Origin of the sequence: Phreatobacter stygius (assembly GCF_005144885.1) — a bacterium.
GTDB classification, from domain to species: domain Bacteria; phylum Pseudomonadota; class Alphaproteobacteria; order Rhizobiales; family Phreatobacteraceae; genus Phreatobacter; species Phreatobacter stygius.
This window is the reverse complement of sequence record NZ_CP039690.1, coordinates 7,274,686-7,300,242: the sequence shown is the minus strand read 5'-3', so window position 1 is coordinate 7,300,242 and position 25,557 is coordinate 7,274,686. Positions and strand designations below refer to the sequence as shown.

Here is a 25,557-nt window from a genome sequence, read left to right as displayed (position 1 = left end):
CAGGACAGGATGCCGCCTTGTCGGGCACCGGCGCGGTCTATATCTCTCCCGGACCGTCCATCACAAGCCCAAGGGATCGCCGCATGCCGGCAGGCCAAACCGTTTCCGCCCCCGATGGCCATGACCGCGCGGTGCGCCTCTGGCTCTTCGTCATCGCCGTCCTGGTGTTTGCCATGGTGGTGGTGGGCGGCGCGACGCGGCTGACCGATTCCGGGCTGTCGATCACCGAATGGCGGCCGCTGATGGGCGCGATCCCGCCACTCAGCCATGACCAATGGCTCGTCGAATTCGCCAAATACCGGGCCAGCCCGCAATATGACGCGATCAATCGCGGCATGAGCCTTGGCAACTTCCAGTTCATCTACTGGTGGGAATGGGCGCATCGGCTGCTCGGCCGGCTGATCGGCGCCGCCATGCTGCTGCCCTGGCTGTTCTTCGTCGCCAAGGGCTGGCTGAAGGGCCGGCTTGCGGCGGTCACCTTCGGCATCGGCCTGATGATCGGCCTGCAGGGCCTGGTCGGCTGGCTGATGGTCGCCTCCGGCCTCAATCCGGGTATGGTGGCGGTGGCGCCGCTCAAGCTGATGTTCCACCTGACGCTCGCCTGCGTGATCTTCGCCGCGCTGATCTGGGTGGCGCTCGGCCTCGGGGCCCAGCGCGAACGGTCGCCGGCGCCGGTCAGGCTGCGGGCCGGCGGCATCGCCATCCTGGTGCTGCTGTTCGTGCAGATCATGCTGGGCGCGCTGGTCGCCGGCAATGACGCCGGCATGCGCTTCAACGACTGGCCGCTGATGGACGGCGCCCTGGTGCCGCCGCTTGAGCAACTGTTCGACAAGCCGAGCACGCTGGAGGCCTTCGTCGATTCGCTGGCGCTGACCCAGTTCAACCACCGGCTCGGCGCCTATGCGCTGTTTGCCCTGGCGATCTGGCACATGCTGAGCGCGCGCGGCACCGGCTTCGCCAAGGGCGCGGTGGTGCAACTCGGCCTGGTGACGGCCCAGGCGATCATCGGCATCACCGCGCTGGTGCTGGTCGTGCCGCTCTGGGCCGGCCTGCTGCACCAGGCCTTCGCGGTCCTGGTGCTCGGCCATGTGGTTGCCCATGTCCACGGCCTGACGCGGGCGCCGCGTATGCCGGAGCAGCCCGCGGCGCAGGTTCTTTCCGCGGCTTGATCTGTTCTACGTCACCCCCGGCGAGCGAAGCGAGGGAAGGGGGTCCAGGGCGGCCTCGTCGGCGCTCACCGGCATATCGGGGAGGTGGTTTCGCTGGGATAAGGTCGTGCCCTGCAGCTCCTGGACCCCCTTCCGTTCGCTCCGCTCGCCCGGGGGCGACGTAGAGGTTCAAGTGCGACGCATTTGGATGTGGTGGATGGCCAGCCGTCTCAACCGGCCACCGCTTCGCGCCGACGTCGGCCCCGATCACACCGCCCGCAGCGATTCCTCGAGGTCGGCGATGATGTCGGCGGCATCCTCGATGCCGATCGACAGGCGCACCACTTCCGGGCCGGCGCCGGCCTGGGTCTTCTGATCATCCGACAATTGCTTGTGGGTGGTGGAAGCCGGGTGAATGATCAGCGAGCGGGTGTCGCCGACATTGGCCAGGTGCGAGAACAGCTTGACCTCGGAGACCAGCTTGACGCCGGCCTCGAAGCCGCCCTTGAGGCCGAAGGTGAACACCGCGCCGGCGCCGCGCGGGCAATATTTCTGGGCGAGCCCATGCTGCTTGTCGCCGGGCAGGCCGGGATAGCTGACCCAGGCGATCTTCGGGTGCTTGGTGAGCCAGTCGGCGACCTTGACGGTGTTCTGGCAATGCTTGTCCATGCGCAGGGGCAAGGTCTCGATGCCGGTCAGGATCATGAAGGCATTGAACGGCGACAGGGCCGGCCCGAGATCGCGCAGGCCGAGCACCCGGCAGGCAATGGCGAAGGCGAAATTGCCGAAGGTCTCGTGCAGGACGATGCCGCCATATTCCGGGCGCGGCGCCGACAGCATGGGATAGCGGCCGCCCTTTGACCAGTCGAAAGTGCCGCCGTCGACGATCAGCCCGCCAATGGAATTGCCGTGGCCGCCGAGGAACTTGGTGGCGGAATGGACGATGATGTCGGCGCCGTGCTCGAACGGGCGGATCAGGTAGGGCGAGGCCAGCGTGTTGTCGACGATCAGGGGCACGCCGGCTTTGCGGGCGATCGCCGAAATCGCCGCGATGTCGGTGATATTGCCGGCCGGATTGGCGATGCTCTCGATGAAGATCGCCTTGGTCTTCGGCGTGATCGCCACCTCGAAGGCCGCCAGGTCGTCCTGGTCGGCCCAGATCACGTTCCAGCCGAAATTCTTGTAGGAATGGTTGAACTGGTTGATCGAGCCGCCATAGAGCTTCTTGGAGGCGACGAAATCGTCGCCCGGCTGCAACAGTGCATGCATGACCAGGAATTCGGCGGCATGGCCCGATGCGACCGCGAGCGCGGCGGTGCCGCCTTCGAGCGCGGCGACACGCTCTTCGAGCACCGCATTGGTCGGGTTGCCGATGCGGGTATAGATATTGCCGAAGGCCTGCAGCCCGAACAGCGAGGCGGCGTGGTCGACATCGTCGAAGACGAAGGAGGTCGTCTGGTAGATCGGCGTCGCCCGGGCGCCGGTGGTCGGATCGGGCTGGGCGCCGGCGTGGACGGCCAAGGTCGAGAAGCCGGGAATGCGGTCGGACATGGTTTCCTCCTGGAGGGTCGGCCTTGATCTGGCGCGAATGACGAACGTTGCGTTCGATTTATCGAACGATGGGCGAAGGCGTCAAGGCGAAGTGGGGAAGATCACTCGTCCCCGCCGGAGCCGCCGAAGGTTGGCCTGAGGCCGAGCTTCTGGAATTTGCCCTGTTTCAGTTGCGGCGCGCGCTTGGACGAGAGGGTGCGTGAATTGACGCCCATCCAGGCGATCTCCGACGACAGCCGGCCAAGCTCGATCTTCGGGCAGCGGTTCATCACCACCTTCAGGCCGGCCGCTTCGGCGCGCGCCGCGGCCGCGTCGTTGCGCACGGTCAGCTGCATCCAGATGACCTGGGGTTTCGGCTCGAGCTTCAGCGCCTCGTCGACGACCGCGCCGGCAGCCTCCGCATTGCGGAAGATGTCGACCATGTCGATGGCCCCGGGCACGTCGGCCAGCGAACCGTAGACGGTGCGGCCGAGGATCTCCCGGCCGGCGAGAACAGGGTTGACCGGATGGACGCGATAGCCGCGGTCAAGCAGGTATTTCAGCACGAAATAGCTCGGCCGGACCTCGTTGGCCGAGGCGCCGACCATGGCGATGACCTTCACCGACGACAGGATGCCGCGGATATAGCCATTGGAATAGTCATCGTGATTCACTTGTCCTCCCAGCGCGGCTGGCGCTTGCCGAGGAGCGCACCGATGCCTTCTTCGGCGTCGCGGGCCAGCATGTTGTCGACCATGACGGCGCTGGCATGTCGATAGGCGTCGGCGAGGCCCATTTCCAGCTGTTCGTAGAAGGCCTTTTTGCCGATCTTGACGGTGAGCGTGGATTTCGACGCGATGACGCGCGCGAAAACCTGGGCCGCGCCGAGCTCCTCGCCCGGCGGGACGACCCGGTTGACCAGACCCATGCGAAACGCCTCATCGGCGCTGACGAGCTCGCCGAGCAGCAGCATTTCCATGGCGTGCTTGCGCGTCACGTTGCGCGACAGCGCCACCATCGGGGTCGAGCAGAACAGCCCGAAATTGACGCCGGGCGTGCAGAAGCGCGCGGCGCTCGAGGCGACCGCGAGATCGCAGCTCGCCACGAGCTGGCAGCCGGCGGCGGTCGCCGTGGCCTGAACCGCCGCGACGACCGGCTGGGGCAGGGTGACGATCTGCTGCATGACAGCCGAGCAGCGATCCAGAATGTCGGTGAAATAGGCGCGGCCGCGATCGGCGTCGGCGCGCCGCGCCGTCATTTCCTTGAGATTATGGCCCGAGGAAAAGACCGGCCCCTTGGCGGCGAGCACCACGGCGCGCACCGAACGATCCGCCGCGATCGCCTTCAGCGCCTCGGACAAGGCCGTCAGCATGGCCTCCGACAGGCTGTTGCGGCTCGTGGGATCGTTCAGCGTCAGCGTGGTGACGCCGCCTTCGTCGTGGCGTTCGAGGATGGTCGTCGCCTCGAGAGGCTGGGGCGCGGGAGCATTCATGACCATCTGCCTTTCGCGGGGGTGCCAGGCTCAAATTGGCCCGCTATCGTTCCGGCTTCAAGAGAGCTGCCGGTCGGCAGCCCTGCCGGAGCAGAAACGTCGATGTCCCATGCCGTCATGTCCATCCCGCAGCTGGACGCCTTCCTGGCGCGCGACTTCCCGCAGGTGTTCACCGCCGACAGCCTCTATACGATCGTTTCGCTCGGCTATCGCGAATGCGTCATGCGCTGCCGTTTCGACGAGCGCCATCTCAGGCCCGGTGGCACGATCTCCGGCCCGACCATGATGACGCTCGCCGATGTCGGGCTCTATGTCGCCATCCTCGCCTCCGTCGGGCCGGTGGCCATGGCGGTGACCACCAATCTCAACATCAACTTCCTGCGCAAGCCCGCGCCGCGCGACCTGATCGCCGAGACCAAGCTGATGCGGCTCGGCCGCCGGCTGGCGGTCGGCGAGGTTGCGATCTATTCGGAGGGCGACGCGGAGATGGTCGCCCATGTCACCGGCACCTACGCCATCCCGCAGGAACGGTCCGACGGCTAAGCGCTTGCAATTTCGCGCTTAAATCAAAGGTATTGAAATACCATTTTTATAAACAGTTGAAATAGCTCAATAAATTGCCAGGATCGCGCATTGACGCGCTGCGCCGCCTCGCTTATAGCCTTGCCCATCGCGCCGGGATCTCGTGTCCCGGCGTTCGAATTTCCTCTTGTTCGGATGAGACCATCATGAAGACCTACGTGGCCAAGCCGGCCGAGGTCGACAAGAAGTGGGTCCTGATCGACGCGAAAGGCCTGGTTGTGGGCCGCCTCGCGACGATCGTGGCGATGCGCCTGCGCGGCAAGCACAAGGCCAGCTACACCCCCCATGTCGATTGCGGTGACAATATCATCATCATCAATGCGGAGAAGGTGGTGCTCACCGGCCGCAAGTGGGACCAGAAGGCCTACTACCACCACACCGGTTATCCCGGCGGCATCAAGGAGCGGATCGCCAAGACCATCCGCGACGGCCGTTTCCCGGAGCGGATCATCGAGAAGGCCGTCGAGCGCATGATTCCGCGCGGTCCCCTCGGTCGCCAGCAGATGTCGAACCTGCGCGTCTATGGCGGCGACAAGCACCCGCATGAGGCGCAGTCGCCGGTCACGCTCGACGTCGGCGTCATGAACTCGAAGAATGTGAGGATCTGACGATGGCCGAGACCGTTTCGTCTCTCGAGGGCCTCGCGTCCCTCAAGCCGGCTGCCTCCGAGGCGCCGAAGCATGTCCAGAAGCTCGACAAGCAGGGCCGCGCCTATGCCACCGGCAAGCGCAAGAACGCGGTCGCCCGCGTCTGGGTCAAGCCGGGCAAGGGCACGATCACCGTCAACGAGCGTTCGCTCGAGGTCTATTTCGCACGCCCCGTGCTGCGCATGATCCTCAAGCAGCCGCTGGTGCTCGCCAACCGCGACACCCAGTACGACATCAACGTGACGGTGGCCGGCGGCGGACTTTCGGGCCAGGCCGGCGCGGTGCGCCACGGCATTTCCAAGGCTCTGACGCTTTACGAGCCGGACCTGCGCGGCGTGCTCAAGAAGGAAGGCTTCCTGACCCGCGACAGCCGCGTGGTCGAGCGCAAGAAGTACGGCAAGGCCAAAGCCCGCCGCAGCTTCCAGTTCTCGAAGCGCTGATCGGGTCTTTCAGACCTCAAGGATTTGGAAAAGCCGGGCCTCGCGCCCGGCTTTTTCTTTATGGCGCGGTGAGAGCGACCGGGCTGGCGCTCGAACAGCCGGCCGACCGGCGGGCAGGGCGCCGGACTTCGCCCTCACTCCGGCGTGGCGATCCACCAGGTATTGCCGATCGGGTCCATGAAGCCGCCGCGGCGGTCGCCGTCGCCCTTGGCCGAGGGCTCCTGGACCGAGGTCGCGCCCTTGGCCAGAGCGGTCCGATAGGTGGCGTCGACATCGGCCACATAGACATGCAGCCAGACCGGGAAGGCGGGGTAGTCCTTCGTGGCGTCGGCGATCATGACGACCGAATCGCCGATGCCGATGGAAGAATGCATGACGCTGCCGTCGTCGCGGGCAATGCGCATCAGCGTCTTGCCGTCGAAGACATCGGCAATGAAATCGATGACCTGCCGGGCATCGCTGGCCATCATATAGGCGGAGACGGTGGAATGATCGGCTGGCTGAAACGGCTTGGCTGACATGATGGTGTTCCTTGTTCCCTTGCCTGTTTCCTTGTCGGCGGAACCGCCGTCCGGCATGATCCTGCACGCCATCGGCGCCCCGCCGGGCCGGCATTGGCTCATCAAGCGCGCGACGCGGCGCATTGTTCCCTGGTTCGGAGCCTGATCGCAATGCGGCGATTTCTCCTGTTCATCCTCGTGTCGCTGGCGCTGCCGGCGGCGGTCCAGGCCCAGACGCTGACCATTCGCGGGCTGCCGGACGCGGCGGTGACGCTCGACCTCGCCACGCTCGAAAAGCTCGGCACATCGGAGGTGATCGACAGCCGCGAGGTGACCACGCCGACCGGGCGCGAGCGCATCGACATCGTCTATCGCGGCGTCGAACTGGCCAAACTGCTGGAGGCGAACGGCATCGAGCGGCTCGACCGGCACGGCGTGCGGGCGGCAACCGTCATCGTGGTGGCGCGCGACGGCTATCGCGCCAGCTTCAGCTGGGGCGAATTGTTCAACACGTCGGGCGGCCGGCGCGTCTTCGTCATCACCGGCGAGAACGGCCGGCCGAACAGCGCGCGCGAGGGCGTCTTCAGTCTGCGCGCCTTCGCCGATCTCAGGCCCGGCCCCCGCCACGTCAGGGATGTCGCCGAGCTCCTGATCGAACTGCCGCGCTGACGGTCTGAGGAGTTTCGCATGCCGATCGACGTCTCGCCCGTGCCTCAAGCCGAACGCGACGCGGCCTATAACAACGGTGCGGCGGTGCCGTCATGGACCGAAAAATTCGCCGTCTGGACCCGGCAATCGGCTGACATCCGCGCCCGTCACCCGGCCACCATGGACCTGCCCTTCGGCCGGCGCGAACGGACCAGGCTCGACCTGTTTCCCGGCCATGACCCGCAGGCGCCCTGTCTTGTCTATTTCCACGGCGGCTATTGGCAGAGGAATTCCCGCGAGATGTTCGCGGTGCTGGGCGAGGGCGTGGCGGCGCATGGCTGGTCGGTGGCGATCCCGGGCTACACGCTGGCGCCGGAGGCATCGCTCAGCGACATCGTGGCCGAATGTGGGGCAGCGCTCGACTGGCTGGCGGATGAGGGGCCGGCGCAGGGCGTCGGCGGGCCGCTCATCGTCTCGGGCTGGTCGGCCGGCGGGCATCTGGCGGCGCTGGCGCTCGACCACCCCGCCGTTGCCGCGGGCCTGGCCATTTCAGGCGTGTTCGAACTGGCGCCGCTGTGCGACACCTATCTCGACGAGAAGCTGAAGCTGACCATGATCGAGGTCGCCGATCTCTCGCCGATGCGCCGGCCGGCGGTGATGAAGCCGCTCGCCATCGCCTATGGCGGCGAGGAACTGCCCCAACTGGTGGCCAATTCCGTCGGCTTTCATGCCGCGCGTCAGCGCGCCGGCGCGCCAGGTCCGTTGATCGCGGTTGCCGGCGCCGATCACTTCTCGGTGCTCGACGAATTGCGCGGCGCGGATGGTTTGCTCACCCGCGCCGCGCTGTCGCTTGTCTGATCAGACCGCGATCGTTCAAACCGCGATCTTGCCGCCGCCCTTTTTGGTGATCGCCACGATCGCCGGGCGCGGCGGCATGTCCGGCTTGAAGTCGGGCCAGCGGGTCGACGGGTTCTCGAAGGTTGCCGGTTCGGCGCGCGGGTTCTCGTCGTCGGCTTCGCCGGGATGCTGGATGGCGACGAAGAAGGTCTCGCCGTCGGGGGTAAATTCCGGCCCGCACATTTCCGCGCCCATCGGCACCTTGAAGAACAGTTTCGAGGTGCCGCGCGCCGGACCCTCGGTCTCCATCGCCCAGATGCCGTCATTGCGGCCGGTCTTGGACGGCATGTTGCCGTCGGTGGCAACCCACAGCCGCCCCTCGGAATCGATGGCGCAATTGTCGGGCATGCCGAACCAGCCGTCCTTGGTGGTGTTGGCGTTGAAGGTGGCGCCGACGGCGGCCACCGACGGATCGCCGCAGCGCACCAGGATGTCCCAGGTGAACTTCAAGGCGGCGTGGTCGCGGCCCTCGGGCAACATCTCGACGATGTGGCCGAAACGGTTGTCGGAGCGCGGATTGGCGGCGTTCACCTGGTCGCCGGTGCGTCTGATGTTGTTGGTCAGCATGACATAGACCTTGTCGGTCTTCGGATTGGCCTCGACATCCTCGGGGCGGTCCATGCGGGTGGCGCCGAGCAGGTCGGAGGCGCGCCGCGCCTCGATCACCACGTCGGCCTGGGAGGCAAAGCCGTTTTCGGCGGTCAGCGGGCCCTGGCCATGGACCAGCGGCAGCCAGTCGCCGGTGCCGTCGACATTGTAGCGTGCGACATGCAGCGTGCCGGTCTCCAAGAGGTTCATGTCCTCGGCGCGATTGCCCGAGACCTTGCCCGCGGTGACGAATTTGTAGACGTAGTCGAAGCGCTCGTCGTCGCCGGCATAGATGACATATTGGCCGTCGCGGGCGGTGATGCCGGCGGCACCCTCGTGCTTGAAGCGGCCGATCGCGGTGCGCTTCTTCGGCACGGAATTGGGATCGAACGGGTCGATCTCGACCACCCAGCCGAAGCGGTTGGCCTCGTTCGGCTCCTTGTTGACGTCGAAGCGCTGGTGATAGTCGGCCCAGTTCTGCCAGCGGCCGGGAATGCCCATGCGGCGGTAGTTGCGGTATTCCGGATGGTCCTCGCCGAGCGTGCCGGAGAAATAGCCGTTGACGTTCTCCTCGCAGGTCACCCAGGTGCCCCAGGGCGTGCGGCCGCCGGCACAATTGTTGATCATGCCGCGCACCTTGCGGCCCTCGGGATCATAACCGGTGCGCATGCGCGGATGGCCGGCGGCCGGTCCGGTGATCTCCATCTCGGTCTCGGCGGTGATGCGCCGGGCGTAGCGGCTGTCGGCAACCACCGCCCAATGTTCGCCGTCGCGGCGGATTTCCAGGACCGAGCCGCCATGGGCCATCATCTCGATGCTGGCGAGTTCCGCGGTCATCTTGGCGAAGGGTATGCCGCCGCGCTGCGCGGCGCGGGCGTCCTGCACGCCGATGCCGGGGAACATCAGCTCCTCATTGGTATATTCGTGATTGACGCAGAGCAGGCCATGGCGGGACGGATTGGCCGCGCCGGGCAGGGGGATATAGCCGAGATAGTCGTTGTTGTAGCCGAACTGCCGGCTTTGAGCCGCCCCCGTCTGGTTCCGCGGGTCGAAAGCCGGCGCGCCCGGCAGCACCGGGTCGCCCCAGCGGATCAGCACATTGGCGTCATAACCCGCGGCGACCTCGGCCCGGTCGGTCGGGGCCGACGACAATTCGTTGAAGGCGAAGGAGGGCGTGGTGTTGGCGCCGGCGGCCTCGGCCACGGCGAGCGCCAGCGGCGAGACGGTGGCGGTGATCGCGCCGACGCCGAGAATGCCCTTCATCAGGTCGCGCCGGTTGAAGCGCACCGCAATGATGTCGCCGATGGTCGGATTATCCGAGAGATTGGTGCCGGCGTTCTCGGCCTCCTCGGCCTGCTGCGAGCGGTTGAGCGGGGTTTCCGCCAAAGCGTCGGCCTGGGCGGCCAGGCTGTCGTTTGCGCTGGTTTTGTCGATCATGGCTTGCTCCAGAATGGGTCACCCTCAAATTTGCATGGGATCGGCGACAAGCCGGTGACTGACGCAGCTTCGCCGGAACCGTTGAAACATTTCGTCCCATTCTGGCCGTCGCCGCGTCATCGACTGGACACGCGGGCTGGCTATGCGATGGGGCCAACAGAAGCGAAAGGCCTCGTTTACGGGCTTCAAGCTATACTCATCAACGGTGGGTATGTGTTGCGTTGGGAGTGGGTCATGGATCGGGTTCTCGGGTTCCAGACAGTCGAGGCGGACCTTGCCAGGCTGATGCGTACCGCGGAGCGCGCAGGCCTGGCGCTCGGCTGCATCGATCCGGAGGAAACGCGGCTGGTTCTGCCGGGCGACGAGATCGCCTCGGCCTGGACCTTCGGCCGGATCGGCGCCTGGGCCATCACCGGCGCGCTCGCCGTCGCTTTCCTGGTGCTGTGAACCGACCTCGAGCGGCGCGGCCGGGTCTCGACGCGATCCGGCCATGAATGAGCCGCGAGCGGCCGCTTCAACGGAGGCATGACAACACGGTTCCCGGTCTTTTCTGGCCTGTCTGTCTTGGCCGATCTCTTCGGGCTGCTGCTGGCGCTTGGCGCCATCGGCCTGTTTGGCCTGACGCTGGCCGGTGAATTCGGCGCGTTCCATGCCCCGCTCGACATCATCAATCATTTCCGGCCGCTGATCCTGCTCGCGGCGCTGGCGGTCCTGGTTCCGGCCGCCCTGCTGATCCGGCGCCGGGCCGGCCTCGTCGCGGTGGTGCTTTCGGCCATCGTGCTGGTTACCCAGGGGCGCATTGTCGTCCCCGAACATATCAGGCCACCGGCGGCGCTCGCCGCAATGCCTGGGCCGGCGGCGACCACCGTCACGGTCGCCACCTACAACATGCTGAAACACCATACTTCGTCCGAGCGGCTCGCCGCCTGGGTGAGGGATGAAGGCATCGACGTCATCGTTCTGCAGGAGGTCGGCCTTGGCGGCCGCAAGGCCGTGGCGGAGCTGGCGCGCATCCTGCCGCATGTCCATGCTCCGGACGGCGCGCTGGCCCTGCTGTCGCGCTATCCGCTGTCCGAGCCCGAGCTGGTGCGGCCGCTCTTCGACAAGGGCGCGAGGACCCGCCCCGACCTGATCGCCGCGACGGTCCAGCTGCCGGGCAGGGACCCGTTGCGCGTGGTCGGCGTCCATTTCGGCTGGCCGCAGCCGGCCGGCATTGGCCAGCCCATCCAGTTCGACTGGCTGGCGCAAGACTATCTGGCGTCATCGCGGCCGCAGCGCCTGCTTGTCGCCGGCGACTTCAATTCGGCCCCCGGCTCGTTTGCCTTCCGGCGGCTGGCGGCGGTGCTGCCGCTGGCGCGTGCGACCCACGGCCTGATGAGCTTTCCGACCCGGCGCGGCGTCTTCGGCCTGCATCCGCCGCGGCCGTTCCTGGCGATCGATCACATCTTCGCCGGGCGCGACCTCACGCCGCTGCAGGTGGCGCGCGGCCCGGATCTCGGCTCGGACCATTTCCCGGTCATCGCCCGCTTCGGCTTGCGCTGAGGCTCGCGCGCATACAAAAACGGGCGCTCGCGCGCCCGTTTCTGGAAGGCGACCGCTACATGGCAGGCGGCTTGGAGGAAGCCTGGCGCCGGAACCGTCTTGGGTCCGGAATGCCATTGCCTGCCGGAGCACGGGGCGAACGAGTGATCGTCCGCCCCGGATGAGGCCTCAGGCCGAGTAATACATGTCGTATTCGATCGGGTGCGGCGCCATTTCGAAACGCATCACCTCGGTCATCTTCAGCTCGATATAGCTGTCGATGAAGTCGTCGTTGAACACGCCGCCGGCCTTCAGGTAGTTGCGGTCCTTGTCGAGGCTGGCCAGCGCTTCGCGCAGCGAACCGCAAACCGTCGGGATCTTCTTCAGTTCCTTCGGCGGCAGGTCGTAGAGATCCTTGTCCATGGCGGCGCCCGGATCGATCTTGTTGATGATGCCGTCGAGGCCGGCCATCAGCATCGCCGCAAACGCCAGATAGGGGTTGGCGGTCGGATCGGGGAAACGAACCTCGACGCGCTTGGCCTTCGGGTTGGACGTCCACGGAATACGGCAGGAGGCCGAACGGTTGCGCGCCGAATAGGCGAGCAGAACCGGGGCTTCATAACCCGGGACCAGGCGCTTGTAGGAATTGGTCGACGGATTGGTGAAGGCGTTCAGCGACTTGGCGTGCTTGATGATGCCGCCGATGTACCACAGGCATTCCTGGCTGAGGTCGGCATATTTGTTGCCGGCAAACAAAGGCTTGCCGCCCTTCCAGATCGACTGGTGCACGTGCATGCCCGAGCCGTTGTCGCCGAACACCGGCTTCGGCATGAAGGTGGCGCTCTTGCCATAGATATTGGCGACCTGATGGATGCAGTACTTGTAGACCTGCATCTGGTCGGCCATGTGGGTCATGGTGTCGAACTTCATGCCGAGCTCGTGCTGGGCGGAAGCGACCTCATGGTGGTGCTTCTCGACCTTCACGCCCATCTTGGCCATGGAGGCGAGCATTTCGCCGCGCATGTCCTGCAGGCTGTCGACCGGCGGAACCGGGAAATAGCCGCCCTTGGTGCGGACGCGGTGGCCGAGGTTGCCGCCCTCGTAGTCGGTGTAGGAATTGGTCGGCAGCTCGCTGGAATCGACCTTGAAGCCCATGTGATAGGGCTCGGACGAGAACTTCACGTCGTCGAACACGAAGAACTCGGCTTCCGGGCCGACGAAGATGGTGTCGCCGATCTTGGTCGACTTCAGATAGGCCTCGGCCTTCTTGGCCATGCCGCGCGGGTCGCGGCCATAGGGCTCGCCGGTGGTCGGCTCGAGCACGTCGCAGACGATCGACAGCGTGGTCTCGGCGAAGAACGGATCGACGACCGCGGTCGACGGGTCGAGCATGAGCAGCATGTCCGACTCATTGATCGCCTTCCAGCCGGCGATCGACGAACCGTCGAACATCGTGCCCTCGGCGAAGATCTCTTCGTCGATCATGGTGATGTCAAAGGTGACGTGCTGCCACTTGCCCCGCGGGTCGGTAAAGCGGAGATCGACGTATTTCACGTCGTTTTCCTTGATCAGTTTCAGAACGTCCTTGGCAGTCGTCATTGGTGCTTCCTTTGTGGTTTGCACGTTCAGTCAAAACGGCGGCTATTGCCGCCGAAAGCAGGGTTGGCCGCCGAATTTGGAATTGGCAGCCGGGATCAGATGGCGTCGAGGCCGGATTCGCCGGTGCGGATACGGATCGCTTCCTCGATGGTCGACACGAAGATCTTGCCGTCGCCGATACGGCCCGTCTGGGCGGCGCGACGGATCGCTTCGATGGCTTTTTCGACCATCTCATCCGGCATCACGATCTCGATTTTCACCTTGGGGAGGAAGTCAACGACATATTCGGCACCGCGATAGAGCTCGGTATGGCCCTTCTGACGCCCGAAGCCCTTCGCCTCGGTGACGGTGATGCCCTGGAGACCGACCTCCTGAAGGGCTTCCTTCACCTCATCGAGTTTGAACGGCTTGATGATCGCCTCGATCTTCTTCATTCCGGTCTGCTCCTATGGCCCGTGAGCCGGCGGATGGTGCCGACGCTCAGACCATTTCGCGGGCTTGCAGGAGGCGTGCCAGAGCTGCCCGAATAGAAAAGGCACGTGATTTCAAGGGCCGCATGCCGTCTTGGCGGGATAGGCAAGGCATGCTGCTCTCGAAGTGATCCGAAAATAGGCATATTGCTTAAAATAGAGGCAGACAAGTCATGTCGAGCGCTGGCGACGTAAGGGTGCATTGTTCTTGTTTGCATATTTTTTATGCAATTTCAGGCCAATTGTTGCTTTCGAGCGCGCGAGTTGACGTTGCCGGCCCCTTCTGACCAGTCTTTTGACCATGCCCGCACTCCTAACGCCAATAGAAATGGCCGAAGCCGACCGGCTGACGATCGCCGCCGGGCCGTCGGGCCAGGTGCTGATGGCGCGCGCCGGTCTGGCGGTGGCCGATGCGGTGTCGCGTTCGGCGCCGCTGGGCGGCCGGGTCGCGGTCATCTGCGGGCCCGGCAACAATGGCGGCGACGGTTATGTCGTTGCGCGCATCCTGCGGCATCGCGGCTATCGCCTGACGGTCTTCGCCGACGCCCCGCCGGACAGCCGCGCGGCCGATGCCGCCGCCGCCTTCGCCGAGTGGCAGGGGCCGATCGAGCCCTTGTCGGAATGGTCCGACGCGTCGGCCGGGATCGTGGTCGACGCGCTTTATGGCGCGGGCCTGTCACGCGACATCGGCGGCGCCGCGGCCGAGCTGATCGCGCGGCTGAACGCTTCCGCCTGCCGGGTGGTCGCGGTCGACATTCCCTCGGGCATCGATGGGGCCACCGGCCAGCCGCGCGGCGCCGCGGTCAAGGCCCATGAGACGGTCACCTTCTACCGGCGCAAGCCCGGCCACCTGCTGCTGCCGGGGCGGCTTCATTGCGGCACCATACGGGTCGCCGATATCGGCATTTCCGATGACGTGCTGCAGGCGATCGGACCGAAGACTTTCGTCAACGAACCCGCCTTGTGGCGCGGCCTGTTTCCGTTTCCGCGCATCGCCGCCCATAAATATGACCGCGGCCATGCCGTGGTGGTATCCGGCGGGCTGACCCAGACCGGCGCCGCGCGGCTTGCGGCGCGCGGTGCGCTGAGGGCCGGGGCAGGGCTCGTCACGCTCGCCTCGCCGCCGGAAGCGCTCAGCGTCAATGCCGCCCATCTGACCGCCATCATGCTGATGCGCATGGACGGGGTCACCGGCTTGAGCGAGATCCTCGCCGACCAGCGCCGCAATGCGGTCTGCCTCGGCCCGGCGCTGGGCCTCGGCGAGGCCACGCGGGGCCTCGTCGCCGAGGCGCTGGCGAGCGGGGCCGCCACCGTGCTCGACGCCGATGCGCTGACGAGTTTTGCCGGCGAGGCCGACAAGCTGTTCGCCGGCATCAAGGCCTGGGCCGAGCGGCCGGTGGTGCTGACGCCCCATGCCGGCGAGTTCGGCCGGCTGTTCGGGCCGGATCAGGCCGGCTCGAAGCTCGAAGCGGCCCGCAGCGCCGCCGCACGGGCCGGCGCCGTGGTGGTGCTCAAGGGGCCGGACACGGTGGTCGCGGCGCCCGATGGACGCGCGGCGATCGCCGCCAATGCGCCGCCCTGGCTGGCCACCGCCGGATCCGGCGACGTCTTGGCCGGCATCGTCACCGGCCTGCTCGCGGCCCGCATGCCGGCTTTCGAGGCGGCGGCGGCCGGCGTCTGGCTGCATGGCGAGGCAGGGCTTGCGGCGGGCATCGGATTGATCGCCGAGGACCTGCCGGAGGTCTTGCCCGGGGTCCTGAAGGCGCTGCGCGCGGCGGAGTGAGTCCGGGGTGGCGCGGCCGGCAATGGCGGGGCGGCTCGGGGCAGGCGACGACCGGGTGCGACCTGGCTCAGCCGGCGCGCCCGCCGCCGGCGGCGGTGATCATCGCCTCGGCCATGCGCTTGAAATGGGCGCTCGGTCCCTCGGCGCCGGCGCTCTGGCGGCTGATCCTGGCGCCCTCGAGCAGCAGCCACAGGGTGTCGGCGACGAGCTCGGGCTTGACCAGGCCGGCCCTGACGCACAGGTCGACGAAGCGGTCGCGATGCAATTTCTTGCCGGCCTCGATCACCCGCCGCGCCGGATGATCGTCGGCGGCGAGGTCGATCGCCGCGGTCGCCATCTCGCAGCCACGTTCGTCGGCTCCGATACATTCGGCGCCACGCTCGATCCAGGCCTTGATCTGGCCCAGCGGGTCGTCGGGATGTTCGGCGTCGAACTGGTCCCACCACAGGTTGGACTCGTCGACGGCGCGCTGCATGCATTCGACGATGAGCTCGTCCTTCGAGCGGAAATGCCGATAGAGCGTCATCTTGTTGGTCCGGGCAGCCTCGGCGATGGCGTCGACGCCGACGGCCCTGATGCCATGACGACGGAACAGGTCACGCGCGGTCGCGACGATCCGTTCGCGGGGGCGCAATGCGACGGTGCCGTCCATCCCGTCATGATGCACGATCGTATCCGACATGGCGCACTCTAAACCTTCTCAGTCCGTAAAAATACAGACTGTTACTGACCGGTAAGTATCTGATATGGACATGCCCCGGTCAAGGGGCCGTTGGCGGGAGCGGAGCGGACGCTCTCCGGCGGAGGTCCGAGAACGCGTTTTGGCGGGGCGCGGGGGTAAGCGGTTTTCGGCAGGATAAGGCCAATGGCATCGCATTGCGTGGAGCCGACTGTCGATCAATTGCTCGATGATCCGATGATCCTTGCGATCATGCGGGCCGATGGCGTTGATCCGGCTCGCTTCAGGGCGATGCTGGCCAAGCTTTCGGCAAGTCTCGGCACTTCAAGTCTCGCCGATGCCAATCCTGCCGGCGCGAAACGCCCCGGTCCCGGCTTGCGACGTTCCGGTGCTGCCGCCCTTGCCGAGACAGACATGGCGATCGATCGCCGGAAAGGGGCCGGACCATGGTGACCTTCTTCATCCACCGTCCGATCTTCGCATCGTCGATCGCCATCATCATGGTGCTGGCCGGCGCGATTGCCTATTTTCTGCTGCCGGTGGCGCAGTTTCCCAACATCACGCCGCCCCAGGTGGTGGTCAGCGCCAATTATCCCGGCGCCAGCGCCCAGGTCGTCGCCGACACGGTGACCACGCCGATCGAGCAGGCGATCAACGGCGTGACCGGCATGACCTATATGTCGTCGGCGAGCTCCAACGACGGCTCGTCGCGCATCACCGTCACCTTCGACGTCGGCTATCCCCTGGCGATCGCCGCGGTCGACGTCCAGAACCGCGTGTCCCAGGCGGCTTCAGCCCTTCCCGGCATCGTCAACCAGGGCGGCGTGACGATCACCAAGCAGAACCCGAATTTCGTTCTGATCGTCAACCTGACCTCGTCGGACGGCTCGGTCGATCCGATCGCGCTGAGCAATTTCGCCTATCTGCAGATCGTCGACCCGCTGAAGCGGGTGCCGGGCGTCGGCGACGTGCTGATCTTCGGCGAGCGGCGCTATTCCATGCGCATCTGGCTCGATCCGGACAAGCTCGCCAATCTCGGCATCACCGCGGTCGACGTCCAGCAGGCCGTCGCCGAGCAGAACGTCCAGGTCGCCGCCGGCAAGATCGGCCAGCCGCCGACACCATCGGGCACGGCCTTCGAGATGCAGGTCAACGCCACCGGGCGGCTCAGCGATCCGCAGGAATTCGGCAATATCGTCGTGCGCGCCAATGCAGCCGCGGGCTCGGTGGTGCGTCTGCGCGACGTGGCGCGCATCGAACTCGGCGCCCTGCAATATTCGTCCACCGCCTTCTACAACGAGCAGCCGACCGTGGTTCTCGGCGTCTTCCAGGCGCCGGGATCGAATTCGCTCCAGTTGCAGCGCAATGTCGAAGCGAAGATGAAGGAACTGCAGGCGCGCTTTCCCCGAAGCGTGGAATATGGCCTGCACTACGACACCACACGTTTCGTCGCCGCGGCGATGGAAGACGTCGTGAAGACGCTGCTCGAGGCGCTGCTGCTGGTGGTGGCGGTGGTCTTCATCTTCCTGCAGAACTGGCGCACCACCATCATCCCGATCATTGCCATTCCGGTCTCGCTGATCGCGACCCTGGTGGTGATGCTGATGCTCGGCTTCTCGATCAACATGCTCAGCATGCTGGGCATGGTTCTGGCCATCGGCCTGGTCGTCGACGACGCCATCGTGGTGGTCGAAAATGTCGAACGACAGCTGGAAGCAGGGCATCCGCCGCTGGAAGCGGCCCAGATCGCCATGAAAGAAGTGACCGGACCGATCGTCGCCACCACCGCGGTGCTGATGGCGGTGTTCATCCCGGTCGCCTTCATTCCAGGCGTCGCCGGCCAGCTCTACAACCAGTTCGCGCTGACGGTGGCGATCTCGGTGGGCATTTCCGCGTTCAATTCACTGACGCTCAGCCCGGCCCTGGCGGCGGCCTTCCTGCGCCACCGGCCACCGAGCAATTTTGTTCTCTACCGGTGGTTCAACGGTGGCTTCCACTGGCTGTCGCACGGCTATGCCGCGTCGGTGCACGGGCTGGTCAGGCTGCGCTGGGCGGTGCTGGTGCTGTTCGCGCTCGTCTGCGCCGCGACCTATCTGATCTCGACCCGGATTCCCTCGACCTTCCTGCCGGTCGAAGACCAGGGCTATTTCTTCGCGGTGGTCCAGTTGCCCGACGGCGCGTCGCTGGAGCGCACCGACAGCGTGTCGAAGCAGGTGCGCCAGACGTTGCTGGCGACGCCTGGCATCGACAAGGTGATGTCGATCAGCGGCTTCAACTTCCTCACCGGCGCGGCGCAGTCGAATTCCGGCGTGCTGTTCGCCATCCTCAAGCCGTGGCACGAGCGGGGTCACGGGCTCAGCGCCACCGACATCGTCAATGGGGTGCGTCCCAAGCTGTTCGGCGTCCCGCAGGCGCTGGTTCTCGCCTTCGAGCCGCCCTCCATCCAGGGGCTCGGTGCAACCGGCGGGTTCGAATTCCAGCTCGAGGATCTGTCCGGGCGCGGCGCGGCCGCCGTGAACGAGGCGATGCAGGCGCTGCTGGCGGAGGCGCGCAAGCAGCCCGAGCTCAATCCGCAAACCCTGTTCAGCACGTTTTCGACCTCGACGCCGCAGTTCCGCTACGACCTCGACCGCAACAAGGCCAAGCTTCTCGGGCTCAACCTGCCCGACGTCTTCAACACGTTGCAGATCTATCTCGGGTCGCTCTACGTCAACGACTTCAACCTGTTCGGCCGCACCTTCCGCGTCACCCTGCAGGCCAATCAGGGCGCGCGCGCCGAGGCGGCCGACCTGACCCGCCTCTATGTCCGCAACGCCGCCGGCGCCATGGTGCCCTTGTCGACGCTCGGCACGCTCCGGCCGGTGGTCGGGCCGGAAACCGTGACCCATTACAACAATTACGGATCGGCCCTGATCAATGGCAGCGCGGCGCCCGGCTTCTCGTCGGGCCAGGCGGTGCAGGCGATGGAGCGGGCGGCGGCGGTCGCGCTGCCGCGCGACTTCGGCTACGAGTGGACCGGCATCACCTTCCAGGAGCTGAAGGCCGGCTCGATCGCGATGGTCGTCTTCGCTCTCGCCATCGTCTTCGTCTTCCTGATCCTGGCGGCGCAATATGAAAGCTGGTCGATGCCTTTCATGGTGCTGCTGTCGGTGCCGCTCGCCCTGTTCGGCGCGCTGCTGGCGATCTGGCTGCGCGGCCTGCAACTGGACGTCTATTCGCAGATCGGCTTCGTCATGCTGATCGGCCTCGCGGCGAAGAACGCCATCCTGATCGTCGAATTCGCCAAGCGCCGCCGCGAAGAGGGGCTCAGCATCATCGATGCTGCGACCGAGGCGGCGCGGCTCCGGCTTCGCCCGATCCTGATGACCGCCTTCGCCTTCATCCTGGGTGTCGTGCCGCTGATGCTGGCGACCGGGGCCGGTGCCGCCAGCCGCCAGTCGCTGGGCACGGCGGTGTTCGGCGGCATGCTGGTCGCCACCATCCTGACCCTCGGATTCGTGCCGGTGTTCTATGCGATGATCGAGCAGTGGCGCGAAAAGGCCCTGCAACATCCGGTGTCGGCGCCGCCGGCAACTCCGCATGGGCCTGCCGGCCATCCACAAGCCGCGGAATAAGACGGGAAACTGCACATGGCTATTGGGAAAATCAGGTTCGGCGTAGCAGTCGTGGCGATCGCCGCCGCGGCAGGCGCCTATTTCGTCCTGCGCTACCAGCCTGGCCTCGTCCGTGCCGTGGCGGCACCGGGTGGCCCGGCGATGCAGGCCATGCCGGTGCCGGTCGCCGCCGTCGTCAAGCGCACGGTGCCGATCTATCTCGACTATGCGGCGCGCACGGAATCGATCCGCAACGTCGTGCTGCAGGCCAAGATCACCGGCTATATGGGCTTGCAGAGCCTCGCCGACGGATCCGACGTCAAGGAAGGCGACCTGATCTATCAGATCGACCAGAGGGACTACCAGGTCGCCCTCGACAGCGCCAAGGCGCAGGTCGACCGCGATGCCGCATCGCTTGAATATCTGCGTTCCAATCTCAGTCGCGGCAACGAGCTCGCCCGCAACGGCTATCTGGCGCGGGATTCGTTCGAGCAGCGGACCAGCTCGGTCAGGCAGGGTGAGGCGCAGCTCTCGATGTCGCGGACGGCGGTGCGCGGCGCGGAACTCAATCTCAGCTATACCGAGATCCGCGCGCCGTTCCCGGGCCGTCTCGGACGCAACCAGGCGCCGGCCGGCACGCTGATCAGCGCGGCGGGAACGCCCTTGAACACGCTGGTGCAGCTCAGCCCGATCTACGTGACCTTCAACCCGAGCGAGGCCGACCTCGTCGAGATCCAGAAGGCGCGGGGCAACGGCAAGATCGAAACCGAGGTCCGGGTGCCGAGCGAGGCCCAGGCCAGGCACCGCGGCGAACTGACCTTCATCGACAACAGCGTGGATCGTTCGACCGGCACGATCGTCGCCCGCGCCACCATCGAGAACGGCGATCTGTCCCTGCTGCCCGGCCAATATGTCAACATCCGCGTGCTGGTCGGCCAGAGGCCGGACACGCTGCTGGTGCCGCAGGTCGCGATCGGCTCGAACCAGCTCGGCAAGTTCGTCTATGTGATCGAGGAGGACGGCAAGGTCGGCATCCGGCTGGTCGAGCTTGGACCGGCCGACGGCGATCTCGTATCGGTCACCAGGGGTATCCGCGAGACCGACCGGATCATCAGCGGCAACCTGCAGAAGATCTTCCCGGGCATGCCGGTGGCGCCCCTGCCGGCCCAGCCGGCGGCCGCGCCGGCAGCCTGACCGGGCGGGCGTGAGCGGGCCTCACGCCTCGGCCGGTCGATCTTGTGACCGCCTGCCTCGGAGGTTGATGGCGGGTTTCGCCCCGATGAATTTCACTCCCATGGCGCTTGACCTCAATCTTGTTTGAGGTGCGAGGCTTGGCTGTATCGCGCCGTCCGCAGGGGCGGAGCCGAACAACGAGCCATGGGAGATGCAGATGAATGGGAGCGGGGATGATCAGGCGCCGGCGCCGCTATATCGGGTGGACAAGTTTGCCGTTCCCGCGCCGGCGCGGGCCGAGTTTCTCGCGAGAGTGAACGCCACCCATGCCTTCCTGCGGAGGCAGGACGGCTTCGTTCAGGACTATATCCTGGAGCAGCGCTCGGGCCCGGGCGAATTCAACTTCGTGACATTCGTCGAATGGGCCGATGCCAGCATGGTCGCGCCGGTCGCCGCGGCCGTGGCGGAGTTTCACAAGACGCTCGGCTTCGACCGTCAGGAGATGATCGCCCGGCTCGGCATCAAGGCAGACATCGCCAATTACCAGCGCCTGCAAAGCTGAGCCAGGCGCCCTGGGGGGTTGGTTCAAGTCACTTCGAACCATGCCACCAGCGGGCCCTGATCGTCGCCGATCGCCTGGGCCGAGATGATCCACTTGCCGGGATTATCGGCCGCGAAGGCGATGCGCGAGGTCTGGCCGGGCGCGACCATGACGGTGTCCAGGAAGAACGGCTTCCAGCCGTCGTCGAGGCCGTCGAGCAGGCGCGCCTGATGGCCATGCAGGTGGACGGCCTGGAACACCCTGGTGTCGTTGCGCAGGCCCGCCATGACCACCGTGCCGCGCCGGACCTTGAAGGCCGGCTGCGGCCCCGGCGCCCGGTCGGCCCGGCCGTTGAAGGCGGTCGCGCCGGCCGGACGCGGCTCGATGCCGAGGTCGAGCCGGAAGGCGCGCTGGAACTCCATGGTCTGGGCGATCGGATTGGGGCTGAGCGGCGGCGGGGCGCCGAGCGGCTGGAGCCGGGCCGGGGCGTCGCCCGAGATCGCCAGGTGGCCCTTGAGGCTGGCGCCGGCGAAATTGGTCACTTCCAGCGGCACGCTGGTCCCCGGCGTGCCGGTGACATCGAGCATGACCTCGGCGCGCTGGCCCGGACCGAGCACGACGCGCGCCTGTTCGAGCAGGAAGGTCTCGCAGGGCTGGCCGTCGAGCGCCATCAGGGTCAGCGGCTGGCCGGGAAGGGTGAACTGCAGGATGCGGGCATGGGCGGCATTGGCGAATCTGAGCCAGATCCGCTCGTTGACGCGCGCCGCGATGGTCAGCGAGGGCTGGCCGTTGACGGTCAGGTGCCGGCCGGCGACGCCGGGGGCCGCCTGCGGCTCCAGGGTGACGCCAGGCTCGGCGACCGCGCCGGAGGCGTCCAGCCCCCAGTCGTCGAGCACCAGCGTCAGCTCGCGGTCGGCGGTCGGCAGGCTCGGGCCGTCGACGATCAGGAGGCCGGCAAGGCCACGCGCCATCTGGCCGGCGCCGTGCTCGGGGTGCCAGGGCCGATAAAGAAAGGTGCCGGCATCCCGAGGCGTGAAGGCAATGTCGACGCCGGCGCCCGGCGCGGTCGCCTGCTGGGTCAGGCCGGGGACGCCGTCCATGCGGTTGTCGATGCGCATGCCGTGCCAGTGCAGGGCGGTCGGCTCGTCCAGGCCGTTGACGAATCGCAGGCGGAATTCCTCGCCCCGGCGGGCGCGCAGCGTCGGCCCGGGATTGACGCCGTCAAAACCCCAGACCGGGGTCGCCGGCAGGTCCGGCCCGCGCAGCCTGGCTTCGCCGCGCATGGCGGTCAGCGTCGTCGTGGTCGCCGGCTTGGCCTGCGCCAGCGCCACGCCGCTCGACACGATTCCGATCACCGCTCCGAGCGCCCCTGGGCCGGCGGCGAGGCCAAGGCCCTGAAGCGCCAGGCGGCGGCTGATGCGGGTCGACTGGGGCATGAAACACTCGGCCTTCGGGCGTGAATCGCGGCTCTTCTTAGCATGGCGGGCAGCGGCCGGTCGCGCCGCCGGGGCCGTCGCCGGTCGCGTCGCATCAGCGCAGCCGCAGGGTCCGGACGATGGTCTTCGGCGCCTTATCCCGCATCAGGGCGGGGCCGGTGTCATTTTTTTGATGCATGCGGGAAAACCCGGTGCTAAGAGGCCGCGCCCGGTGGCGGTCTGCGCCTACCGGGACGAGAAGCTATTTCGAGCGGCCCTCGGCGGGCGTGGTGGAATTGGTAGACACGCGGGATTTAGGTTCCCGTGGCGAAAGCCGTGGGGGTTCAAGTCCCTCCGCCCGCACCACCCACCGATCGGGACCGGTCCACAGACCACGAACACGAAAGAAACTGAGCCATGCAGGTGACAGCCACCCTGTCCGAAGGTCTGAAGCGCGAATTCCGCGTCGTGGTTCCCGTGACCGATCTCGCCGCGCGCGCTGACGCCCGCCTCGACGACCTCAGGGGCCGCGTCAATATCAATGGCTTCCGTCCCGGCAAGGTGCCGGTGCAGCACCTGAAGAAGCTCTACGGCAAGTCGGTGCTGGCCGAGACCATCGAGGCGCTGGTCGGCGAAACCAACCAGAAGATCGTCGCCGACAACGGCTTCAAGCTGGCCATGGAGCCGTCGGTGAAGCTGCCGGAGGCCCAGGACGAGGCCCAGGCGGTGTTCGACGGCAAGGCCGACCTCGACTACACCGTCGCCTTCGAGGTGCTGCCGACCATCACCCTGGCCGATTTCAAGGGCATCAAGGTCGAGAAGCCGGTGGTCGAGCCGTCGGAAGCCGACGTCCAGGCCATGCTCGAGACCATGGCCAAGCAGAACCGGCCGTTCGAGCCGAAGACCAAGGGCAAGGCCGAAGCCGGCGACCGGCTGACCGTCGCCTTCGTCGGCACCATCGACGGCGAGACCTTCGACGGCGGCACCGCCGAGGACATTCAGGTCGAAATCGGCTCGAACTCGTTCATTCCGGGCTTCGAGGACCAGCTGGTCGGCGTCAAGACCGGCGACGAGAAGGTGATCAAGGTCAAGTTCCCGTCGAACTACATGGCCCAGCAGCTGGCCGGCAAGGATGCCGAGTTCGCCACCACGGTGAAGAGCATCGAGAAGCCGGGCGAGCGCAAGATCGACGACGAGTTCGCCAAGATGGTCGGCTTCGAGGATCTCGAAAAGCTGAAGACCGCGATCACCGACAAGCTGAAAGACGAATATGCCAGCGCCTCGCGCCGCAAGGTGAAGCGCGTGCTGCTCGACGCGCTTGACGAGAAGCACGCCTTCGAGCTGCCGCCGACGCTGGTCGAGCAGGAGTTCGAGAGCGTCTGGCGCCAGGTGACCCAGGATCTGGAATCGCGCGGCAAGACCTTCGCCGACGAGGACTCGACCGAGGAGAAGGCCCGCGAGGACTATCGCAAGATCGCCGAGCGGCGCGTCCGTCTCGGCCTCGTCCTTGCGGAGATCGGTGACAAGGCCCAAATCAAGATCAGCGACGAGGAAGTGACGCGCGCGGTCGTCGAGCGGGCACGTCAGTTCCCTGGCCAGGAGCAGCAGGTCTGGGACTATTACCGCAAGACCCCCGAAGCGCTTGCTTCGCTCCGTGCCCCGATCTTCGAGGAGAAGGTCGTGGATTATATTCTGGAACTCGCCGAAGTGACCGAGAAGGTCGTCTCCAAGGACGATCTCCTGAAGGACAACGAGGACGAGGAGGCCGCCTGAAGCGGTTCCCCGGCCACAGCCTTCGTCTTGGGTTCAGGGGAGGGCCGCCGTTGCGCGGCCCTTCGCATGTTCGGTGCGGACCAGTTCACCTGGATTGCGCGATCCGGTTAGGATTGCGTCAAAGAGAATCGGCGAAAGACACGCCGGACATGGGCTCCTTGAGGATATTAAGACGATGCGAGATCCGGCCGACACCCTGAAGAACTATCTCGTGCCGATGGTGGTCGAGCAGACCAACCGCGGCGAGCGCTCCTACGACATCTATTCGCGCCTCCTGAAGGAGCGCATCATTTTCCTGTCGGGTCCGGTCGAAGACGCGATGGCGACCCTGATCGTCGCCCAGCTCCTGTTCCTCGAGGCCGAAAACCCGAAGAAGGAGATCAACATGTACATCAACTCGCCGGGCGGCGTCGTCACGGCGGGCATGTCGATCTACGACACCATGCAGTTCATCAAGCCGCCGATCACCACCTTGTGCATGGGCCAGGCCGCCTCGATGGGCTCGCTGCTGCTGACCGCCGGCGCGCCCGGCCAGCGCCTGGCCCTGCCCAATTCGCGCATCATGGTGCACCAGCCGTCCGGCGGCTATCGCGGCCAGGTGACCGACATCCTGATCCACGCCGAAGAGGTCAAGGAACTGAAGCGGCGGCTGAATGAAATCTATGTGAAACACTCCGGCCGCACCCTCAAGGAGATAGAGGAAGCGCTCGAGCGTGACAATTTCATGTCGGCGCAGAAGGCCAAGGAGTTCGGCCTGATCGATCAGGTGATCGAGCAGCGGCCCGAAGATCCGGCTGCGACGAAGGGTTGAGACCGACACTGAGCGGTCGCCGCTATCGTGTCACTTTTGGGACACATCCTGCGGCCCAAAGATTGCTTAGTGTCACAGGATCGTCTCACGATGGCGTGTGACGGGCTTTACCGGCCCCTCATGCGTGACGAAATAGCGTTAATCATTTCTTGATCCGGGTCAGGCCACCATGGTTGGCTAATCGACCCCCGGTGGACGGGCCCGGATCCGAGAGCTCAGGAGGCGATCCCGAAAGGGGGATGCCTCGTATCAAAGGGCCCACATGTTTCGTGGGTTCGCGTGGAGAGACA

24 protein-coding genes and 1 tRNA gene are annotated in these 25,557 nt (G+C 66.2%); 16 read left to right on the top strand and 9 right to left on the bottom strand.

Annotation, left to right across the window (positions count from 1 at the left end; genetic code table 11):
- Positions 1 to 83 precede the first annotated feature (83 nt).
- Positions 84 to 1,169 carry a COX15/CtaA family protein gene (locus E8M01_RS34630; protein ID WP_136964332.1) on the top strand — a complete coding sequence of 362 codons (1,086 nt, stop codon included), beginning with the start codon at positions 84 to 86 and terminating at the stop codon, positions 1,167 to 1,169.
- A 246-nt stretch (positions 1,170 to 1,415) separates the two neighbouring features.
- Here E8M01_RS34630 and E8M01_RS34625 read toward each other — a convergent pair whose 3' ends face one another.
- From E8M01_RS34625 to E8M01_RS34615, 3 genes are all read right to left on the bottom strand, one after another.
- On the bottom strand, positions 1,416 to 2,699 hold the full coding sequence (locus E8M01_RS34625) for an O-acetylhomoserine aminocarboxypropyltransferase (RefSeq protein WP_136964331.1): 1,284 nt from the start codon (positions 2,697 to 2,699) through the stop codon (positions 1,416 to 1,418).
- Positions 2,700 to 2,800: 101 nt separating this feature from the next.
- Positions 2,801 to 3,352 (bottom strand): CoA-binding protein, encoded by a 552-nt coding sequence (locus E8M01_RS34620; protein WP_136964330.1) that lies wholly within the window; start codon positions 3,350 to 3,352, stop codon positions 2,801 to 2,803.
- Positions 3,349 to 4,170, bottom strand: coding sequence for an enoyl-CoA hydratase (locus E8M01_RS34615; RefSeq protein ID WP_136964973.1), 822 nt, complete (start codon positions 4,168 to 4,170; stop codon positions 3,349 to 3,351). Before E8M01_RS34615 ends, E8M01_RS34620 begins: the two co-directional genes overlap by 4 nt.
- A 102-nt stretch (positions 4,171 to 4,272) precedes the next feature.
- On the opposite strand from E8M01_RS34615, the gene E8M01_RS34610 reads away from it, so the two are divergent.
- The 3 genes from E8M01_RS34610 (at position 4,273) to rpsI (ending at position 5,839) form a co-directional block, all read left to right on the top strand.
- Positions 4,273 to 4,713 (top strand): PaaI family thioesterase, encoded by a 441-nt coding sequence (locus E8M01_RS34610; protein ID WP_136964329.1) that lies wholly within the window; start codon positions 4,273 to 4,275, stop codon positions 4,711 to 4,713.
- 185 nt (positions 4,714 to 4,898) lie between these two features.
- Positions 4,899 to 5,360, top strand: coding sequence for a 50S ribosomal protein L13 (gene rplM, locus E8M01_RS34605; RefSeq protein WP_136964328.1), 462 nt, complete (start codon positions 4,899 to 4,901; stop codon positions 5,358 to 5,360).
- A 2-nt stretch (positions 5,361 to 5,362) separates the two neighbouring features.
- Entirely contained in the window at positions 5,363 to 5,839 is a 477-nt protein-coding gene (gene rpsI / locus E8M01_RS34600) for a 30S ribosomal protein S9 (protein ID WP_136964327.1), read from the top strand.
- A 134-nt stretch (positions 5,840 to 5,973) separates the two neighbouring features.
- Here the strand turns inward: rpsI and E8M01_RS34595 are convergent, their stop codons facing one another.
- Complete coding sequence (locus tag E8M01_RS34595) at positions 5,974 to 6,360, bottom strand: VOC family protein (protein WP_136964326.1); 387 nt, start codon at positions 6,358 to 6,360, stop codon at positions 5,974 to 5,976.
- A 150-nt stretch (positions 6,361 to 6,510) separates the two neighbouring features.
- Between E8M01_RS34595 and E8M01_RS34590 the strand changes: the two genes are divergently transcribed.
- Entirely contained in the window at positions 6,511 to 7,008 is a 498-nt protein-coding gene (locus tag E8M01_RS34590) for a molybdopterin-binding protein (RefSeq protein ID WP_136964325.1), read from the top strand.
- 18 nt (positions 7,009 to 7,026) lie between these two features.
- Positions 7,027 to 7,845, top strand: coding sequence for an alpha/beta hydrolase (locus E8M01_RS34585; protein WP_136964324.1), 819 nt, complete (start codon positions 7,027 to 7,029; stop codon positions 7,843 to 7,845).
- Positions 7,846 to 7,860: 15 nt separating this feature from the next.
- On the opposite strand, the gene E8M01_RS34580 is transcribed toward E8M01_RS34585, so the two are convergent.
- Positions 7,861 to 9,909 (bottom strand): PhoX family protein, encoded by a 2,049-nt coding sequence (locus E8M01_RS34580; protein WP_136964323.1) that lies wholly within the window; start codon positions 9,907 to 9,909, stop codon positions 7,861 to 7,863.
- Between the two features lie 234 nt (positions 9,910 to 10,143).
- Here E8M01_RS34580 and E8M01_RS34575 point away from each other — a divergent pair, with 234 nt between their 5' ends.
- Both E8M01_RS34575 and E8M01_RS34570 read left to right on the top strand, forming a co-directional pair.
- Complete coding sequence (locus E8M01_RS34575) at positions 10,144 to 10,356, top strand: hypothetical protein (protein WP_136964322.1); 213 nt, start codon at positions 10,144 to 10,146, stop codon at positions 10,354 to 10,356.
- A gap of 117 nt (positions 10,357 to 10,473) precedes the next feature.
- Entirely contained in the window at positions 10,474 to 11,451 is a 978-nt protein-coding gene (locus E8M01_RS34570; protein WP_136964321.1) for an endonuclease/exonuclease/phosphatase family protein, read from the top strand.
- Between the two features lie 168 nt (positions 11,452 to 11,619).
- Here E8M01_RS34570 and glnA read toward each other — a convergent pair whose 3' ends face one another.
- A complete protein-coding gene (gene glnA, locus E8M01_RS34565; RefSeq protein ID WP_136964320.1) occupies positions 11,620 to 13,029 on the bottom strand; it encodes a type I glutamate--ammonia ligase in 1,410 nt (469 codons plus the stop codon).
- A gap of 95 nt (positions 13,030 to 13,124) precedes the next feature.
- Positions 13,125 to 13,463: a P-II family nitrogen regulator gene (locus tag E8M01_RS34560; protein ID WP_136964319.1), complete on the bottom strand. Its 339-nt coding sequence runs from the start codon at positions 13,461 to 13,463 to the stop codon at positions 13,125 to 13,127.
- Between the two features lie 364 nt (positions 13,464 to 13,827).
- Here E8M01_RS34560 and E8M01_RS34555 point away from each other — a divergent pair, with 364 nt between their 5' ends.
- The gene (locus E8M01_RS34555; RefSeq protein WP_246088533.1) at positions 13,828 to 15,282 is read left to right on the top strand and encodes an NAD(P)H-hydrate dehydratase; all 1,455 of its coding nucleotides are present in this window, start codon (positions 13,828 to 13,830) and stop codon (positions 15,280 to 15,282) included.
- A 67-nt stretch (positions 15,283 to 15,349) separates the two neighbouring features.
- On the opposite strand, the gene E8M01_RS34550 is transcribed toward E8M01_RS34555, so the two are convergent.
- Positions 15,350 to 15,964: a TetR/AcrR family transcriptional regulator gene (locus tag E8M01_RS34550; protein ID WP_246088532.1), complete on the bottom strand. Its 615-nt coding sequence runs from the start codon at positions 15,962 to 15,964 to the stop codon at positions 15,350 to 15,352.
- A gap of 219 nt (positions 15,965 to 16,183) precedes the next feature.
- Between E8M01_RS34550 and E8M01_RS34545 the strand changes: the two genes are divergently transcribed.
- From E8M01_RS34545 to E8M01_RS34530, 4 genes are all read left to right on the top strand, one after another.
- Positions 16,184 to 16,414 (top strand): hypothetical protein, encoded by a 231-nt coding sequence (locus E8M01_RS34545; RefSeq protein ID WP_136964318.1) that lies wholly within the window; start codon positions 16,184 to 16,186, stop codon positions 16,412 to 16,414.
- A complete protein-coding gene (locus E8M01_RS34540; protein WP_136964317.1) occupies positions 16,408 to 19,575 on the top strand; it encodes an efflux RND transporter permease subunit in 3,168 nt (1,055 codons plus the stop codon). The genes E8M01_RS34545 and E8M01_RS34540 overlap by 7 nt, the downstream gene beginning before the upstream one ends.
- 15 nt (positions 19,576 to 19,590) lie before the next feature.
- Positions 19,591 to 20,748: an efflux RND transporter periplasmic adaptor subunit gene (locus E8M01_RS34535; protein WP_136964316.1), complete on the top strand. Its 1,158-nt coding sequence runs from the start codon at positions 19,591 to 19,593 to the stop codon at positions 20,746 to 20,748.
- A gap of 196 nt (positions 20,749 to 20,944) precedes the next feature.
- Positions 20,945 to 21,289 carry an antibiotic biosynthesis monooxygenase gene (locus E8M01_RS34530; RefSeq protein ID WP_136964315.1) on the top strand — a complete coding sequence of 115 codons (345 nt, stop codon included), beginning with the start codon at positions 20,945 to 20,947 and terminating at the stop codon, positions 21,287 to 21,289.
- Between the two features lie 23 nt (positions 21,290 to 21,312).
- On the opposite strand, the gene E8M01_RS34525 is transcribed toward E8M01_RS34530, so the two are convergent.
- The gene (locus tag E8M01_RS34525) at positions 21,313 to 22,704 is read right to left on the bottom strand and encodes a multicopper oxidase family protein (RefSeq protein WP_136964314.1); all 1,392 of its coding nucleotides are present in this window, start codon (positions 22,702 to 22,704) and stop codon (positions 21,313 to 21,315) included.
- A 260-nt stretch (positions 22,705 to 22,964) separates the two neighbouring features.
- On the opposite strand from E8M01_RS34525, the gene E8M01_RS34520 reads away from it, so the two are divergent.
- The 3 genes from E8M01_RS34520 (at position 22,965) to clpP (ending at position 25,267) form a co-directional block, all read left to right on the top strand.
- Positions 22,965 to 23,049, top strand: a tRNA-Leu gene (locus E8M01_RS34520).
- Between the two features lie 51 nt (positions 23,050 to 23,100).
- On the top strand, positions 23,101 to 24,456 hold the full coding sequence (gene tig, locus E8M01_RS34515; RefSeq protein ID WP_136964313.1) for a trigger factor: 1,356 nt from the start codon (positions 23,101 to 23,103) through the stop codon (positions 24,454 to 24,456).
- Positions 24,457 to 24,631: 175 nt separating this feature from the next.
- Positions 24,632 to 25,267, top strand: a complete 636-nt coding sequence (clpP, locus tag E8M01_RS34510; protein WP_136964312.1) for an ATP-dependent Clp endopeptidase proteolytic subunit ClpP — start codon at positions 24,632 to 24,634, stop codon at positions 25,265 to 25,267.
- The last annotated feature ends 290 nt before the right edge of the window (positions 25,268 to 25,557 follow it).